This window comes from Nocardia violaceofusca NBRC 14427, from assembly GCF_963869435.1.
Taxonomy (GTDB): Bacteria; Actinomycetota; Actinomycetes; order Mycobacteriales; family Mycobacteriaceae; genus Nocardia; species Nocardia aobensis.
This window is the reverse complement of sequence record NZ_CAWMPM010000005.1, coordinates 290,203-305,971: the sequence shown is the minus strand read 5'-3', so window position 1 is coordinate 305,971 and position 15,769 is coordinate 290,203. Positions and strand designations below refer to the sequence as shown.

15 protein-coding genes are annotated in these 15,769 nt (G+C 65.7%); 6 read left to right on the top strand and 9 right to left on the bottom strand.

Annotation, left to right across the window (positions count from 1 at the left end; genetic code table 11):
* Positions 1-4: 4 nt before the first annotated feature.
* Together trxA and AC5592_RS06045 are read left to right on the top strand one after the other, a co-directional pair.
* Positions 5-334, top strand: coding sequence for a thioredoxin (gene trxA / locus AC5592_RS06050; protein WP_030514055.1), 330 nt, complete (start codon positions 5-7; stop codon positions 332-334).
* Positions 335-572: 238 nt separating this feature from the next.
* Entirely contained in the window at positions 573-1,769 is a 1,197-nt protein-coding gene (locus AC5592_RS06045; protein ID WP_036507426.1) for an N-acetylmuramoyl-L-alanine amidase, read from the top strand.
* 83 nt (positions 1,770-1,852) lie between these two features.
* On the opposite strand, the gene AC5592_RS06040 is transcribed toward AC5592_RS06045, so the two are convergent.
* The 9 genes from AC5592_RS06040 to rpmH form a co-directional block, all read right to left on the bottom strand.
* Positions 1,853-2,593, bottom strand: a complete 741-nt coding sequence (locus tag AC5592_RS06040) for a hypothetical protein (protein WP_036507428.1) — start codon at positions 2,591-2,593, stop codon at positions 1,853-1,855.
* A gap of 192 nt (positions 2,594-2,785) precedes the next feature.
* Positions 2,786-3,790 (bottom strand): ParB/RepB/Spo0J family partition protein, encoded by a 1,005-nt coding sequence (locus AC5592_RS06035; RefSeq protein ID WP_036507430.1) that lies wholly within the window; start codon positions 3,788-3,790, stop codon positions 2,786-2,788.
* Positions 3,791-3,794: 4 nt separating this feature from the next.
* Positions 3,795-4,796 (bottom strand): ParA family protein, encoded by a 1,002-nt coding sequence (locus AC5592_RS06030; RefSeq protein WP_232329231.1) that lies wholly within the window; start codon positions 4,794-4,796, stop codon positions 3,795-3,797.
* A gap of 307 nt (positions 4,797-5,103) precedes the next feature.
* Positions 5,104-5,850 carry a 16S rRNA (guanine(527)-N(7))-methyltransferase RsmG gene (gene rsmG / locus AC5592_RS06025; RefSeq protein ID WP_084506377.1) on the bottom strand — a complete coding sequence of 249 codons (747 nt, stop codon included), beginning with the start codon at positions 5,848-5,850 and terminating at the stop codon, positions 5,104-5,106.
* 87 nt (positions 5,851-5,937) lie between these two features.
* Entirely contained in the window at positions 5,938-6,510 is a 573-nt protein-coding gene (locus tag AC5592_RS06020; RefSeq protein WP_063063637.1) for a Jag family protein, read from the bottom strand.
* 43 nt (positions 6,511-6,553) lie between these two features.
* Positions 6,554-7,708, bottom strand: coding sequence for a membrane protein insertase YidC (gene yidC, locus AC5592_RS06015; protein WP_036507432.1), 1,155 nt, complete (start codon positions 7,706-7,708; stop codon positions 6,554-6,556).
* 4 nt (positions 7,709-7,712) lie between these two features.
* Complete coding sequence (yidD, locus tag AC5592_RS06010; protein ID WP_036507433.1) at positions 7,713-8,078, bottom strand: membrane protein insertion efficiency factor YidD; 366 nt, start codon at positions 8,076-8,078, stop codon at positions 7,713-7,715.
* Positions 8,075-8,515, bottom strand: a complete 441-nt coding sequence (rnpA, locus tag AC5592_RS06005; RefSeq protein ID WP_083871367.1) for a ribonuclease P protein component — start codon at positions 8,513-8,515, stop codon at positions 8,075-8,077. Before rnpA ends, yidD begins: the two co-directional genes overlap by 4 nt.
* An 85-nt stretch (positions 8,516-8,600) precedes the next feature.
* Positions 8,601-8,744, bottom strand: coding sequence for a 50S ribosomal protein L34 (rpmH, locus tag AC5592_RS06000; RefSeq protein WP_006550910.1), 144 nt, complete (start codon positions 8,742-8,744; stop codon positions 8,601-8,603).
* 570 nt (positions 8,745-9,314) lie between these two features.
* On the opposite strand from rpmH, the gene dnaA reads away from it, so the two are divergent.
* The 4 genes from dnaA to AC5592_RS05980 all read left to right on the top strand — a co-directional run bounded on the left by dnaA (position 9,315) and on the right by AC5592_RS05980 (position 15,447).
* The gene (gene dnaA / locus AC5592_RS05995; RefSeq protein WP_036507436.1) at positions 9,315-11,363 is read left to right on the top strand and encodes a chromosomal replication initiator protein DnaA; all 2,049 of its coding nucleotides are present in this window, start codon (positions 9,315-9,317) and stop codon (positions 11,361-11,363) included.
* Between the two features lie 828 nt (positions 11,364-12,191).
* Positions 12,192-13,361, top strand: coding sequence for a DNA polymerase III subunit beta (gene dnaN, locus AC5592_RS05990; RefSeq protein ID WP_036507438.1), 1,170 nt, complete (start codon positions 12,192-12,194; stop codon positions 13,359-13,361).
* Between the two features lie 166 nt (positions 13,362-13,527).
* Positions 13,528-14,763 carry a DNA replication/repair protein RecF gene (gene recF / locus AC5592_RS05985; protein ID WP_063063636.1) on the top strand — a complete coding sequence of 412 codons (1,236 nt, stop codon included), beginning with the start codon at positions 13,528-13,530 and terminating at the stop codon, positions 14,761-14,763.
* Positions 14,764-14,874: 111 nt separating this feature from the next.
* Complete coding sequence (locus AC5592_RS05980) at positions 14,875-15,447, top strand: DUF721 family protein (protein ID WP_051025307.1); 573 nt, start codon at positions 14,875-14,877, stop codon at positions 15,445-15,447.
* Positions 15,448-15,769: the final 322 nt, after the last annotated feature.

Sequence of the window (15,769 nt, the reverse complement as noted above, 5' to 3'; positions counted from 1 at the left end):
CGCCATGTCCGAAACAGCCACCAAGACCGTCACCGACGCCACCTTCGAACAGGATGTGCTCGGCAGCGACAAGCCGGTGCTCGTCGACTTCTGGGCCTCCTGGTGTGGCCCGTGCAAGATGGTCGCACCGGTGCTGGAGGAGATCGCCGCGGCGCACGGCGACAAGCTCACCGTGGCGAAGGTCGACGCCGACGCCAACCCCACCAGCTCCCGCGACTACGGTGTGATGGCATTGCCGACGATGATCCTGTTCTCCGGCGGTAAGGAGGCCAAGCGCATCGTGGGTGCCAAGGGTAAGGCCGCGCTGTTGCGCGAACTCGAAGGCATCATCTGAGTTCTCCCGGTCGAGGCCCCGGGTCAGGGTACGTCGCGAGCGTGCCCGGTCCGGGGCCCCGATGCGGTTTCACCAGGAGGCACTCCGGGACCCGATGGCTGTGTACTATTTCGGCACCCGGAGAATTGCCGAAATACGGCTCGGGTCTGAGACAATCGACCGACGCTCCGGTCGTGCGAGGGTGTGTGCCATCGCATAAGTGGGTACCCGGGTTGGCGGAAGGAAAGGGCTCTCACGCATGCACCGACTTCGTCACGGCGATACTGGTCCAGCCGTCGCTGAGGTCCGGAGCACCCTGGCAAGTCTCGGATTCCATCCACACCCGCACGGGACCGACCGGTCCGGTGGGCAGGGGGAGTACTGGAAGGACTCCGACGCCGTCTTCGATCGTGAACTCGATTCGGCCGTACGCGCTTTCCAGCAGCAGCGCGGCCTGTTGGTCGACGGGGTCGTCGGGCCCGCCACCTATCGCGCGCTGAAGGAGGCCTCCTATCGCCTCGGCGCTCGCACCCTGATCTATCAGCTCTCGGCGCCGCTGTACGGCGACGACGTCGCCACTCTGCAACGCCGCCTGCAGGATCTGGGCTTCTACGTTCATCGCATCGACGGCTATTTCGGCCCGCACACCCACGATGCGCTCACCGCCTTCCAGCGTGAGATCGGCCTGTCCGCCGACGGCATCTGCGGTCCGGACACACTGCGTTCGCTGGAACTGCTCGGCGCGCGGGTCACCGGTGGCAATCCGCATCGCATCGCCGAGGAGGAGGTCGTCCACCGGGCCGGCCCGCAGCTGACCGGGAAGCGCATCGTCATCGACCCCGGAATGGGCGGCGAGGACAAGGGTTTGGCCGTGCCGACGGAATTCGGCGACGTGTACGAATCGGAGATCCTCTGGGATCTGGCGAGCCGCCTGGAGGGCCGGATGGCCGCCACCGGCATGGAGACGTTCCTGTCCCGCCCGTGGGGCGCCAACCCGACCGACGCCGAACGCGCCGAGACCTCGAACACCTTCGACGCGGATCTGATGATCTCGCTGCGCTGTGCGGCAAATCTCAGTTCGTCCGCGGGCGGTGTGGCCAGTTTCCACTTCGGGAATTCGCACGGTTCGGTGTCGATGATCGGCCAGGTGCTGGCGGGATTCATCCAGCGTGAGATCGTGGCGCGAACCTCGTTGCAGGACTGCCGCACCCACGCCCGCACCTGGGACCTGCTGCGACTGACGAAGATGCCGACCGTCCAGGTCGATATCGGATACCTGACAAACGATTACGACGCCTCGGTATTGACCAATCCCCGGATGCGCGATGTGATCGCGGAGGCCATTCTGATCTCGGTCAAGCGGCTGTATCTGCTCGGCCAGGACGATCAGCCCACCGGCACTTATACCTTCGCCGAGCTGTTGGCCGAGGAATTGGCCGCGGCCGATCGAATGTAGGTCCCGGATACCAGAGGAAGGCGCCCCCTGGAATTCGATCCCGGGGGCGCCTTCCTTTTTCGTGTCGGTGGCCCTTTTTCGTGTCAGTGGCAGGGAACGCCCGGCTGGGCCTGCATGGCGGCGGCGGCCAGCAGCTGGTCCAGAGCGCGCTCGACGTCTTCCTTCCACAGATGATCGCTGTCGAGTTCCAGCCGCAGGCGCGGAAATCGATGGTGTTGTGCCACCACCGAGAATCCGACGTCCTCGAGGAAGTCCGCGTCGATCATGCAGCTTTCGGGCGAACAGGCGCTGTTGGCCTTCTGTCGCGGGGCGGAGGCGATCCCGTGCCCCGGCGAGTCGATGCGCTCCATGAAGAACATGGACCGCACTCCGCGGGCCGGCAGCGCGGTCGCGGCCGGATCGGTGCGAATTCCGAAGGCCTCGATCGCTCGCACACCTCGGCGCATCAGATCGCCGACGACGGCCTGAATCAACCGATGGGCGATATCTCCGTCATTGTGCGGCGGTTCGGCCCGCAGCGTGGTCAGCAGGACCGCATCCGGGCTCACGGGGGAGGTGGGGAACAATGCCGCGCGCGGCACCACACTCGGCGGCGAATACAGCGCACATCCGGCCGGCTGACCGTCGACCACAGCGATCTGTCCGCAGGATCCCCATTCGAGCATCACCGTCGACAACCACGCCTCTTTTTCGAAGACGGGGTCGCTGAATTCACGGGAATCTGCCGCCACGGCCGGGTCGATCTCCCAGAACACGCATCGACGCGCGTGTGCCGGAAGTTTGTCCAGTCCGCCGAGGGTTAGTGCGGTCACGCTGGTCGACACCGCTCTGCTCAGCCTCCAGCTTTCCGATTCATCTATGCTCACGCCGCATCAACATCTTCTCGCCAGCAAGAATATGCGATCAAAGCGAACGCCTCATTTCCCATCCCTTATCGATCGCGGCACATTCGGATCGGCGCGAAAAACAGCGGTGTCACAGTGACGTTTCTCGCCGAACCCCAGGGGTCTGTCTCGTCAGAGCTGTTGTTGCTCCATCAGCCCGACAATGCGCTCCAGATCGTCGACCGAACCGAACTCGACGACGATCTTGCCCTTCTTCTTGCCCATACTCACCGTCACCCTGGTGTCGAACGAATTGGCCAGTCGCTCGGCGACCTTGTCCAACCCCGGTGCGTAAATCTGCCTCCGCTTGGGCGTCGGCTTCACTTCGTCTTCGGGGTAGCGGTTCGCGAGAGTGACGGCCTCCTCGGTCGCACGAACCGACAACCCCTCGGCGACGATGCGTTCGGCCAATCGCTCCTGCGCCTCGGCACCCGCTTCCAATCCGAGCAGGGCACGAGCATGTCCGGCGGAGAGCACGCCGGCCGCGACCCGTCGCTGCACCGGAATCGGCAACTTCAACAGGCGAATCATATTCGTGACGACCGGTCGGGATCGGCCGATTCGGTTCGCCAGTTCCTCGTGGGTGACGCCGAATTCCTCCAACAGCTGCTGATAGGCCGCCGCCTCTTCGAGCGGATTCAGCTGCACCCGGTGGATGTTCTCCAGCAACGCATCGCGCAGCATGGCGTCGTCGGTGGTCTCGCGCACGATCGCCGGGATGGTCTCCAGGCCGGCTTCCTGGCAGGCTCGCCATCGCCGTTCACCCATCACCAGCTGATAGCGCGGAGTGGGGGAGGAGGACTCCAGCACCCGCACCACGATCGGCTGCATCAGGCCGAATTCCCGCACCGAATGGACGAGTTCGGCGAGCGCATCCTCTTCGAAGACCTGCCGCGGCTGCTTCGGATTGCGCTCGATCTGATCCGGCGGAATCTCCCGATATACCGCACCGGCACCCGATTCCTCGGCCGCATCGGGAACCCGATGCAGATAGGCCGACGCGGGATGCGGGCCGATCGGATCGAGTCCGATCACCGCATTGGCTGCCGCACTTCCGAGTCCCTGCACATCGGCAGGACCGGTCGGAATCAACGCGGCCAGTCCGCGCCCCAAGCCACCCTTCTTCGCCTGACTCATCGGCCTACCGACCCCTTTCCTGTGCTGCACCAGCCGTACCGACCGCAGCGCCTTCTTGGCCCGGCGTCGCTCGGCTCTGGATGACGGCCGAGCGGGCCGCGATCTCCCGCCCCGCGTCGAGATAACTCATCGCGCCGCGGGAACCAGGATCGTAATCGAGCACGGTCATGCCGTAGCCCGGCGCCTCGGAAACCTTGACGCTGCGCGGAATAACCGAGCGCAGCACCGCGTCACCGAAGTGGCCGCGAACCTCTTCGGCAACCTGGTCGGCGAGTTTGGTCCGGCCGTCGTACATGGTGAGGACGACGGTCGAGACGTGCAGCTCCGGATTCAGATGTGCCTGCACCAGACCGATATTGCGCAGCAGCTGGCCGACGCCCTCCAGCGCGTAGTACTCACACTGGATCGGGATCATCACTTCCTTGGCCGCCACCATCGCGTTGACGGTCAGCAGACCGAGAGAAGGCGGGCAGTCGATCATGACGTAGTCGATGTCGTAGCCCGCCAGGTTGGCCTCTTGGATGGCGGCTTTCAATCGGCCCTCACGGGCGACCATGGAGACCAATTCGATTTCGGCGCCTGCGAGATCGATCGTCGCGGGAATGCACAGCAGGCGTTCGTTGTGCGGGCTGCGCTGAATCGCGTCCTGCACCGAGATCTCACCGATCAGCAGTTCGTAGCTCGACGGCACACCGGAGTGGTGCTCGACGCCGAGCGCCGTGCTGGCATTGCCCTGGGGGTCGAGATCGATGACGAGCACTGTCATTCCCTGCAGCGCCAGTGCGGCAGCGAGATTCACGGCCGTCGTCGTCTTGCCGACGCCGCCCTTCTGATTGGCGATGGTGATGATGCGTTGTTCCCGCGGCTTGGGGATGCTGAGCGAGCCGGGGTGCAGGACCTGGCTGGCGCGATGCGCCTCGGCCGCGATAGGGGTTTCGGCGGCGGAGATATTTCCGAATGCTGTCTTGGCGAATTCATCTCCCTCGAGGCCGCCGCTGTCCAGCATTCCGGGCACCCGGGATGTTGTTTCCCGTGAAACATTCGCCGGACGGTTCGACATACAGGCTCCTAACCCCGAGAACTTCAGACACGTGCCCAGGCAGCACCGGCGCCGCATGGCTCGAACAAGCAGAACGCGGAGCTGCCGGGAACCGCGAAACCGCGCGCTCACGCTCGACGACAACTAGCTTGCCAGCACCGGCCAGAATACGGAAGTTGAACCGCGGCAATCACTATGCGACACGCGCGGAATGACTCGTCGCGAGCGCCGAATGCGGCTTCGCTGGGCGTTGTTTCACATGAAACAACGAAAGTTACTGTGCGCGTCGGGCGCGTCGATTCGCTTCCTTGTTCGCCCGCTTCTCCGCGCGCGGAACACGCTCCACGCTGAGCACCACGGTCGGCGGCGTCACGATGCCGACGCCGCATTCGAGGATCGCCGCGTGGCCGGCGCCGGCCCGCGCCAATTCCATCCGATCGCGCTCGAGCTCCTCGGCGACGCTGGACCCCTTGAGCGCCAACATATGGCCGTGCTCGTGGATCAGCGGCAGGGACCACTTCGCCAGTTTCCCGAGGGGAGCGACCGCACGAGAAGTCACGTAATCCGCGCCGCCCGCTTCCTTCCGGACGTCCGGCTGTTCGGCACGACCGCGGACCACGGTGATCTCGAGTCCCGCCGATTCGACGAACTCCGCCAGGAACTTGGTGCGCCGTAGCAACGGCTCGACGAGTGTGATGCGCAGATCCGGACGCGCGATGCCGAGAGGAATTCCGGGAAGCCCGGCGCCGCTGCCTATATCGACAACAGAGGCGCCGAGGGGAATCAACTCACCCAACACCGCACAGTTGAGGATGTGTCGATCCCAGAGTCGCGGCACCTCTCGCGGTCCGATCAGACCGCGTTCGACGCCCGCGGTCGCCAGCGCGGCGCAGTACTGCTCGGCCAGCGGGAGGCGATCGCCGAATACCTCGGCCGCCACCGCGGGCGGCGTCAGATCGACAGAGTCACTGCCGGGGGAGTGCTGAGGTGTGGCACCCGCGCCTCGTTCCACGTGAAACATCCTTCCGGACCGTCGAAATCCATCAACACAAAGAGTAGGGCCCCCGGTCCGATGAACCGGGGGCCCTACCTTACCCATGCGACATTCTCAGGCCGGGATCACGACCACGTGCCGGTTGGGCTCGACACCTTCACTCTCACTCGCGACACCGTCCACGGCCGCCACGGCATCGTGAACGATCTTGCGTTCGAACGGAGTCATCGCAGTCAGCGATTCGGGCTTACCCGACTCCGCCACGCGCCGCGCCGCATCGGTGCCGAGCGCGCTCAGCTCCTCGCGACGCTTGGCCCGCCACCCGGCCACGTCGAGCATCAGGCGGCTGCGCACACCGGTCGCCTGCTGCACGGCCAGTCGGGTCAACTCCTGCAGCGCGTCCAGAACCTCACCGCGCCGACCGACGAGCTTCGACAGATCCCGCCCGCCGTCGATGCTCACGACCGCGCGGTCGCCCTCGACATCCAGATCGATATCGCCGTCGAAGTCGAGAACGTCCAGCAGCTGCTCCAGATAGTCGCCCGCGATCTCACCCTCTTCGATCAACGCCTCTTCGGCATCGGTCGGATCCGGTTCGGTCACCTCGTCGCGGTCGTCCACCGCCGCCGCATCATCCTGCACACCGAGGGCCACAGTGGCGTCCCCTCCATCGGTCTCAACAGTCATATGTCGTTTCCTTCAATCTGAATCATCCGTCGTATCGGATCCGCTAGCGACGTCGCTTCTGATTCGCTCGACCTCTGTTGCCGGATCGCTTGCGATTACCCGGCCCGGGTGACTTACCCGACGAGCCCGACTTGCCGGAGGTCGAACCGGCCTTGGCCGAAGAACTCGAACTCGTGGAGTCCGAAGTCGTGGAGGCGGCGGTGCCGTTGGTTACGGCCGCGGGCTTGTCCGCCTCGACGGCCGGCGTTTCGGCGGCACCGGATTTCTTCTTGGCGGTCGGCTTGGCGCCGGGCTTCGGCGCGTTCTGCGCCTTCCGCTCGATCGCCTCTTCCTTCTTCTGCTGCTCTTCCTTGTCGATGCGCCCGAAGACCAGATGCTGCTGCCCGTAGGTCCAGATGTTGTTGGACACCCAGTAGAGCAGGATCGCGATGGGGAGGAAGGGGCCACCGACGACGACACCGAGCGGGAAGACCCACAGCGCCAACTTGTTCATCAGGGCGGCTTGCGGATTCGCCGCCGCCTCCGCGCTCTGACGTGCCACCGAGGCGCGGGCGTTGAAGTGGGTCGCGAGGCCGGCGACGATCATCAGCGGAACCGCCACGACGACCATGTTCCACACGTGCGGGATGCCGCCGAAATCCGCGTAGGCGTCCAGGGTCGCCTTGGGGGAGGTGATCGCGGCGGAGATCGGCGCACCGAAGATACGGGCGCTCAGGAACGACTGCACATCGTGCGCGCTGAACACGTAGTTCGGCGTCATCGCGTTCTGCTCGGGCGTCATGTGCAGCTGGCCGATACCGCTACCGGTGCGGTTGAACGACCGCAGCACGTGGTACAGACCGATGAACACCGGCACCTGAGCCAGCACGGGCAGACAGCCCATCAGCGGGTTGAAGCCGTGTTCCTTCTGCAGCTTCTGCATCTCGACGGCCATCTTCTGGCGGTCGTTCTTGTACTTGCGCTGCAGTTCCTTGATCTGCGGCTGCAGTTCCTGCATCTGCCGCGTGGTGCGCACCTGTTTGACGAAGGGCTTGTACAGCACCAAGCGCAGGGTGAACACCAGGAACACCACTGCCAGCGCCCAGGCGAACCCATTGCTGGCGCCCTTGTCGAAATCTCCGAGTCCGAAGACGAACCCGAAGATCCGGTGCCAGAACCAAAGGATCCAGGACACCGGGTAATAGATGAAGTCGAGCACGGCTCTATGTACTCCCGTCGGTCGTGTCGCCGGTCACCGCGCGCGGCGACCCTTTACAAGACTTGTGTTCGGCCGCCTCGTCATGGGCCCGGCTCGTCTCGTGAGCCGCTTCGGCAGCAGCCCGTTTCCGTTCCGGAACCGGGTCCCACCCACCAGGGTGCCAGGGCGCACATTTGGCCAGACGCACGGCCGTCAATCCGAGACCGACGAACAGCCCGCGAGTACGCAGAGCCGTCACCGCGTACTCACTACAGGTCGGGGTGAATCGGCACACCGGCATGCGGGTGGGGGAGACGTAGGTCCGGTACAGCTCGATCAGAAAGATCACGAGATTCGCCGGAAGCCGCGTCAACACGCGCAGGCGGTTCATGACGCATCACTCGAAGCCACGCGCGCGGCGGAGAGATCGAAAGACATTTTCCGCAGCGCGGAACGCAATTGCTGATCCAGCTCCGCCGAAGTCGCGGTCGCGGCACCGGGGAGGGCGCGGATCACGACATCGGCCTCCGCCGGAAGGTCGGCGACGACCCCGGCGCAGATATGACGCAGGCGGCGGGCGACGCGGTGTCGTACCACCGCGGTGCCCACCGCCTTGCTGACGATCAATCCGAAACGAGGACCACCGAAGCGTGCGAGCGATCGGGCCGCCGCATCGTCGGACCTCGCGGCATCGTCGGATCTCATGTCCGCCGATGCCGACGGCACCACCACATGCACGACGATGTCCCGTCTCCCGACTCGTCGGCCACGTCGCACCGTCCGGGAGAAGTCGGCACGATGATGCAGCCGGTACGGCTCAGGCAACACCCGAGTGTCCGAGCACGTAACGGGTGAACGGAAGCAGCGAGACGATCGACGAGTCAGGCATGGCGGCGATGCCGATGCCGTGCGATCAGGCCGTCAGAGAAGCGCGGCCCTTGCGACGGCGCGCCGACACGATCGCGCGCCCGGCACGGGTGCGCATCCGGAGGCGGAAGCCGTGGACCCGCGCACGACGACGGTTGTTCGGCTGGAACGTCCGCTTGCCCTTGGCCACGGTCAACACTCCTCGAGTTGGTGGGCGCCAGGCGGCGCCCGAAGCTTGTTCGGTGAAACGTATGTGGTCGCGATGAAAACTGGTCTTCATCGGCACAACGCCCATTGCGTGGTGGTCCCGCTGGATCGACGATTCGACCAGGCAGCAGGCAGCCAACACCGCGTCAACGGGTGACTGTACGAGGGTACTGATCAGCCAGGAGAGGGTCAAACTCGGGGTCCCTCATGAGACGCCCGCCACTGAATCCGGCCCGCGACAGCCGTTCACCCCGGGCGACTCACCGTGCTGCCGCGACGCGCCGTTGGGACGGCGCACTCGTGAACCACCCTTGTCACAGCCACGGGAGACCCACTACGATTCATAGCTAGAAGATAGCTGCAGAAGCGCAGGTCCAGGCGCTGACCGGGGGGTTGTTGCAGCGAACCACGTATCATCCCAGTTCTCCACATCTGTGGATAATTGTGTGGAAAGACCCCTGGAGTGGCATATTCGTATGGCTGACGGCCAGGCATGTCAGTGGTCGCCGACCGTTGGAGCTCCTGTCGAGTTGCTCCGGGGAGGAAATAATACGTGGACGACGAGCAGAACGTGTTGACCGCGGTCTGGCCCGAAGTGGTCGCCGAGCTCACCGCCGGCTCCACCGACGGAGCCATCCCGCCGGTGACCAACGCCCAGAAGGCGTGGCTCGGCCTGGTCAAGCCGCTCACGGTCGCACAAGGCTTTGCCCTGCTCTCGGTGCCTTCTTCCCTGGCCCAGGAGGCCATCGAACGCGATCTGCGCGAACCGATCCTGCGCTCGCTGGCCCGTCGGCTGGGCCCGCAGGTGGAGGGTCTCGGCGTCCGGATCGCCGCGCCGGCCAACCCGCCGCCGGATCGTCCCGGTGCCGGCGCCCGCCATGCTCGCCTCACCTCACGCCCCGAGCGGATGCGCGACAAGCCCCGCGAACCGGTCGGGTTCCCGGCGCCGCCGCAGTATCCCGACACCGACGATTTCCCCACCCCACGCTATCTTTCCCCAGCCGACTACCAGGCCCGGACCGCCTATCCCCAGGGTGAGTATCCGTCCGCGCCGATGGCCGGGGAATTGCCGGACAGCCTCGGACCATCCTCGCCGCTGCGCCGGGACCCGGAAGCGCATCTGCACGACGAAGCGCTGGTCCGGCATCCGGACAGTCTGCGGCGCGATCCCGACGATCTGCGCCGGGACCCCGACGCCTTCCGCCACGATCCGGACGCACTCCGGCGCGATCCCGACGCCCTGCGCCGGGACGCCGACACGCTGTCCGGCCGGGACGGACTGCACGGTCCGGATTCGCTGCGGCGTGAGACGGACTCACTGCGCCGCGACCACGAACTGCACCATCCACAGGAGGCGCTGCGCCGGGAGCCCGAGCCACTGCGGCACGACCAGGAGCTGCCCCGGACGGGCGGACATCCCGGACAGGAGTCGCTGTTCGCGCCGGAACCGGAGGTCGGACAGCGCCCGGGCGTGGCCGAGGACTCCGACGAACCGGTGGTGAGCGCACGCAATTCCTGGCCGACGTATTTCGCGAAGTCGCCGGAACCACCGGCGCCGGCCCCCGCGTCGTCCTCGGCCAGTTTGAACGCTAAGTACACCTTCGAGACCTTCGTCATCGGAGCCTCGAACCGGTTCGCGCACGCGGCGGCGGTGGCGATCGCCGAGGCGCCTGCCCGCGCGTACAACCCGCTGTTCGTCTGGGGGGCATCCGGTCTGGGGAAGACACATCTGCTGCACGCGGCCGGGCACTATGCCCAGCGGCTGTTTCCCGGGATGCGCGTCAAATACGTCTCGACCGAGGAATTCACCAACGACTTCATCAACAGCCTGCGCGACGACCGGAAGGTGGCGTTCAAACGCCGCTACCGCGAGACCGACATCCTGCTGGTGGACGACATCCAGTTCATCGAGGGTAAGGAAGGTATCCAGGAGGAGTTCTTCCACACCTTCAACACCCTGCACAACGCGAACAAGCAGATCGTGGTCTCCTCCGACCGCCCGCCGAAACAGCTGGCGACGCTGGAGGAACGCCTGCGCACCCGGTTCGAATGGGGTCTGATCACCGATGTGCAGCCGCCGGAGCTGGAGACCCGGATCGCGATCCTGCGCAAGAAGGCGCGGATGGATCGCCTCGATGTGCCGCACGACGTGCTGGAACTGATCGCCAGCCGGGTCGAGCGCAATATCCGTGAACTCGAGGGTGCGCTGATCCGGGTGACGGCCTTCGCCTCCCTCAACGGCCAGCCGCTGGATCTGTCGCTGGCCGAGGTCGTGCTGCGCGATCTGATGCCGGACACCACGACCATCGAGATCACGGCGTCGACGATCATGGCCGTGACTGCGGAGTACTTCAACACCACGCTGGAGGAACTGACCGGTCCCGGTAAGGCCCGGCCGCTGGCTCAGGCTCGTCAGATCGCGATGTACCTGTGCCGGGAATTGACCGATCTTTCCCTGCCGAAGATCGGCCAGGCCTTCGGTCGCGACCACACGACGGTCATGTACGCGGAGAAGAAAGTGCGCAAGGAGATGACCGAGCGCCGCCGGGTCTACGACCAGGTTCAAGAACTCACAGCCCGAATCAAACAGCGCTCGCGCTGAATTTCTGCACAAGCCGATCCACCCGGTTGACCTGGGTGGATCGGCTTTTTCGTGTTGTGGATTCCTCGAGGAGTCCTTGTGGAGTCCTCGAGGAATCCCACGTTTGTCCTCGAGGTTGCGCACAGTCGACGCGTGAGCCTGTGCACGCATTCGCTCACAGCCCTCGGTCCACAGTTCCCACAGCCGAATTCGTCCACGGGGTCCGAACTGCGAAGACGGCCGAATCGGCATGTGGATTCCTCGAGGACTCCCTGTCAGGTCCTCGAGGAATCCCCCGGTAGTGCACCGATCGGCACACACGTGTGTACAACAGGTCTCGAGTCATGGAAGAACTCGAGGATGGCTCGAGGATGGAGGTTGAACAGTTTTCCGGCCTCCACAGCGGCCCACTGTTCATCCTCGAGTCACCCGCCGGACATCCCCACGCCGCCACGCCTCCTGAACTGGGCGAACGGCCCGCGTCCACAGAATCCACAGTGCCTACTACTACTTCAGTTCTTCTTCTTTAGATTTCTTCTTGAAAACAGGGTGTGTGGAAACTCGGCTCGGGGACCGACGGATCGATTCGCGGCGGTCCACATCCGAACGAAGCAGGGAGCAGAACGGATCCGGCCCTCCGGCGACGACGCACCGGGTGAGGGGGTGACGTAGTCATCGCCCGCTTGCGCGGGTACGGTTTGATGTCGGTCGCCTGTGCCACACTGCGGTGCGTACGGGCGAGCCGTTCCGACCGCATTGCCGCGCGAACCACGCTGTTGTATGAACCACGCTGACCACGGCGTCGAACAGATCACGACCGATCGAGACTGGGAGAGGACATACCGAGCGATGGAGCTTGCAAGTATGAAGTTTCGGGTCGCTCGCGAGGATTTCGCGGAATCCGTCGCCTGGGTGGCCCGTAGCCTGCCGTCTCGCCCGCCCGTGCCCGTCCTGGGCGGTGTGCTGCTGGTGGCCGACGAGGACGGCCTCACGGTCTCCGGATTCGACTACGAGGTCTCCGCGCAGATGCGCGTCGCCGCCGAGGTGGCCGGCCCGGGACAGGTGCTGGTCTCCGGTCGCCTGCTGGCCGACATCACCAAGGCACTGTCCAACAAGCCGGTCGACGTCTCGGTCGACGGCACCCGCGTGCTGATCGCCTGTGGCAGCGCCAAGTTCTCGCTGCCGACCATGCCGGTCGAGGACTATCCCCAGTTGCCCGAACTGCCCCCGCAGACCGGCGAACTGGGTGTGGATCTGTTCTCCGAGGCCGTGGGCCAGGTTGCGGTCGCCGCCGGTCGCGACGACACGCTGCCGATGCTCACCGGTATCCGCGTCGAAATCGACGGCTCCCAGGTGGTTCTGGCGGCCACCGACCGCTTCCGCCTCGCGGTGCGGCATCTGGAGTGGCAGCCCGGTCGCCCGGATGTGGAGACCGCGGTCCTGGTCCCGGCGCGCACCCTGTCGGAATCGGCGAAGACGCTCGGCGCCTCCGATGCGCCCGTCCAGCTGGCCTTCGGCACCGGAACCGACGGACTGCTGGGGATCGTCAACGGTGGCCGCCGGACCACCACCCGGTTGCTCGACGCGGAATTCCCCAAGTTCCGCCAATTGCTCCCCAAGGAGCACACCTCGATTGCGACCCTCCAGGTGAGCGCGCTGATCGAAGCCATCAAGCGCGTAGCCCTGGTGGCCGAGCGTGGCGCCCAGGTGCGGCTCGAGTTCTCCGATCAGGGTCTGCAGCTCTCCGCCGGTGGCGACGACGCCGGTCGCGCCGAGGAATGGCTGGAGGCCGAGTTCCGCGGTGAACCGCTGACCATCGCTTTCAACCCCGGCTACCTCAACGACGGTCTGTCGGCGCTGCATTCGGACCGGGTGACCTTCGGTTTCACCACTCCCAGCCGCCCGGCGGTGATGTGCCCGACCACCGACGACGAACCGGAACTGTCGGACTCCGGCGCGTTCGCGGCGCTGTCGAGCGACTACATCTACCTGTTGATGCCGGTTCGTTTGCCCGGCTGATCGATCCGATCCCCATGGTTCCCGCCTCGCCGGCCGCGATACGACCGGCGAGGCGGCATTCGTTCACCCCGACCTGTGGAGATGTTGATAAACCTGTGAAAAACCCCGGGCGCGTGTGCATTTCGACCCGTCCGTCACAAAGTGCCTGGTGACGGCGGTTTCAGCTATGCACATCCGGACGCTCACACTGCGTGATTTCCGCTCCTGGGAGCACGCCGACCTCGAATTACCCACAGGCAGAACCGTTTTCCTGGGGGCGAACGGCAACGGTAAGACCAATCTCGTCGAGGCAGTCGGATATCTGTCCACACTCGGTTCCCACCGGGTTGCCGGTGATGCCCCGCTGATCAGGTTGGGGCAGCAGCGATCTCGGATCGGCGCGACCGTCGTCAACGGTGGCCGCGAACTGCGCATCGATGTGGAGTTGAACCAGGGCGCCGCCAATCGCGCGCAGATCAACCGGTCGCCGGTGCGCCGCACGCGCGAGATTCTCGGCATCCTGCAGACCGTGTTGTTCGCGCCGGAGGATCTGGCGCTGGTCCGCGGCGATCCCTCCGAGCGCCGCCGTTTCCTGGACGAACTGGCCACCGCCCGGCTGCCGCGCCTGGCCGCGGTCCGCTCGGACTACGACCGCGTGCTGCGGCAGCGCTCGGCGCTGTTGAAAACGGCTGGGCGGCAGGCTCGTTCGCGCGCCGGTGCGCCGGCCGAACTGAGCACCCTCGACGTCTGGGACGGACATCTGGCCGCACACGGTGCTGAACTACTGGCCCAGCGCCTGCGGCTGGTCCACGAACTGCACCCCTATCTCGAGCAGGCATATCGGTCCATCGCACCGGAATCGCGGACCGCGGCCATCCGCTACCGCAGTTCCGCGCTGCCCGAGGAATTCCTGGATCCACAGCGTTCTCCACAGCCCGGGGATGTCGAGGCGCTGGAGGCGAATATGTTGGGCGAGTTGGCTTCCGCGCGCGGCAAGGAACTCGAGCGCGGTGTCTGCCTGGTCGGCCCGCATCGCGACGATCTGGATCTGATGCTCGGTTCGGCGCCCGCGAAAGGTTTTGCCAGCCACGGGGAATCGTGGTCGTTCGCCTTGGCCCTGCGACTGGGCGCCTTCGAACTGCTGCGCAGCGCGGGGACGGATCCGGTCCTGCTGCTCGACGACGTCTTCGCGGAATTGGATCGCCGCCGTCGCACCGCGTTGGCGGCGGTGGCCGCCGGCGCCGAACAGGTGCTGATCACCGCAGCGGTGCCCGAGGACGTGCCGCCGGAACTCGAGGCGAATCCGGTCCGGGTCGAGACCGACGGCGTCGCGGACGGGCGGACCTCGCGCATCGTCGAGCCACCGTCGCGCGCGGATGAGCCCCTCTCGGACGAGCCCACCGAAGGCCGGCACATCGGGTGACGGTGATCGGCGCATCTGTGCCGAATCGCCCTGGGTGCAAGGGGCGCGAGTTGTCGGACCCAGCGGCTAGCCTTGCCGCAATGCAGTGATCGGACGGGAAAGGAGTCGAAGGTGGCCGCAGAACCCGGGCGCGAAGACGGCTCCCCGCCGTCCGCCGTTCCCGAACCGGAACTGCGCGGTGTGGACCTGGCACGCCGTGCCCTGGAGGAGGCGCGCGCCGCGGCCCGTGCCAGCGGTAAGGCGGTCGGCCAGGGGCGAGCCTCACCGCGTAAGGGCGGGGTACGAGCCTTGCGCCGCCGCTCCGGCTGGTCCGGTGCGCGGCCCGACGAGCGCGATCCGCAACTGCTCTCCGCACTGGCCGGATCGCTGGCCAAGAGTCGCGGATGGTCGGGAAAGGTCGCCGAGGGAATGGTTTTCGGCCGGTGGTCGGCCGTGGTCGGCGACGATATCGCGGCGCATGCCGACCCGGTATCGCTCACCGACGGCGTGCTGAGTATCCAGGCCGAATCCACCGCTTGGGCCACCCAGTTGCGGATGCTGCAGGCGCAGATATTGGCGAAGATCAACGCCGCGGTCGGTCAGGGCGTGGTCACCTCGCTGAAGATCAGCGGTCCCGCCGCACCCAGCTGGCGCAAGGGCGAGCGGCATATCAAGGGGCGCGGTCCGCGCGACACCTACGGCTGATCCGGGTCCGTGAGTTTCACGTGGAACCGGTGCGCAGCATCGTCTCGTGCGGAACCACATCGGCGTAACTTTCCGGCGCGGGATCCGAGTGCCCGTCGCTGTCCGCTGAGGCTCACGGGAGCGGGTTCGCCTATAACCGGACCCGGTGGCGACCGATTTCACGCACTCACGACGCTCTCAGGGGTGTCATAGGTGCATCCTGTGCCGGGGGTACCAGTAGGATGGAAGAGTAACTAGCGGCGATACCTTCGGCGCGTTCCGTGCAGCACGCGCGAGGACCCGTAATTCTCGAGCAGTTCGAACATCTCGAGCAGAGGCCATA

Bases quoted from the DNA above. Each gene is read 5' to 3' on its own strand.
- AC5592_RS06045 (WP_036507426.1), top strand. From the start codon at position 573: ATGCACCGACTTCGTCACGGCGATACTGGTCCAGCCGTCGCTGAGGTC.
- yidD (WP_036507433.1), bottom strand. From the start codon at position 8,078: ATGAACCGCCTGCGCGTGTTGACGCGGCTTCCGGCGAATCTCGTGATC.
- AC5592_RS06020 (WP_063063637.1), bottom strand. From the start codon at position 6,510: ATGACTGTTGAGACCGATGGAGGGGACGCCACTGTGGCCCTCGGTGTG.
- AC5592_RS06035 (WP_036507430.1), bottom strand. From the start codon at position 3,790: ATGAGTCAGGCGAAGAAGGGTGGCTTGGGGCGCGGACTGGCCGCGTTG.
- dnaN (WP_036507438.1), top strand. From the start codon at position 12,192: ATGGAGCTTGCAAGTATGAAGTTTCGGGTCGCTCGCGAGGATTTCGCG.
- trxA (WP_030514055.1), top strand. From the start codon at position 5: ATGTCCGAAACAGCCACCAAGACCGTCACCGACGCCACCTTCGAACAG.
- rsmG (WP_084506377.1), bottom strand. From the start codon at position 5,850: ATGTTTCACGTGGAACGAGGCGCGGGTGCCACACCTCAGCACTCCCCC.
- AC5592_RS06030 (WP_232329231.1), bottom strand. From the start codon at position 4,796: ATGCTGGACAGCGGCGGCCTCGAGGGAGATGAATTCGCCAAGACAGCA.
- recF (WP_063063636.1), top strand. From the start codon at position 13,528: ATGCACATCCGGACGCTCACACTGCGTGATTTCCGCTCCTGGGAGCAC.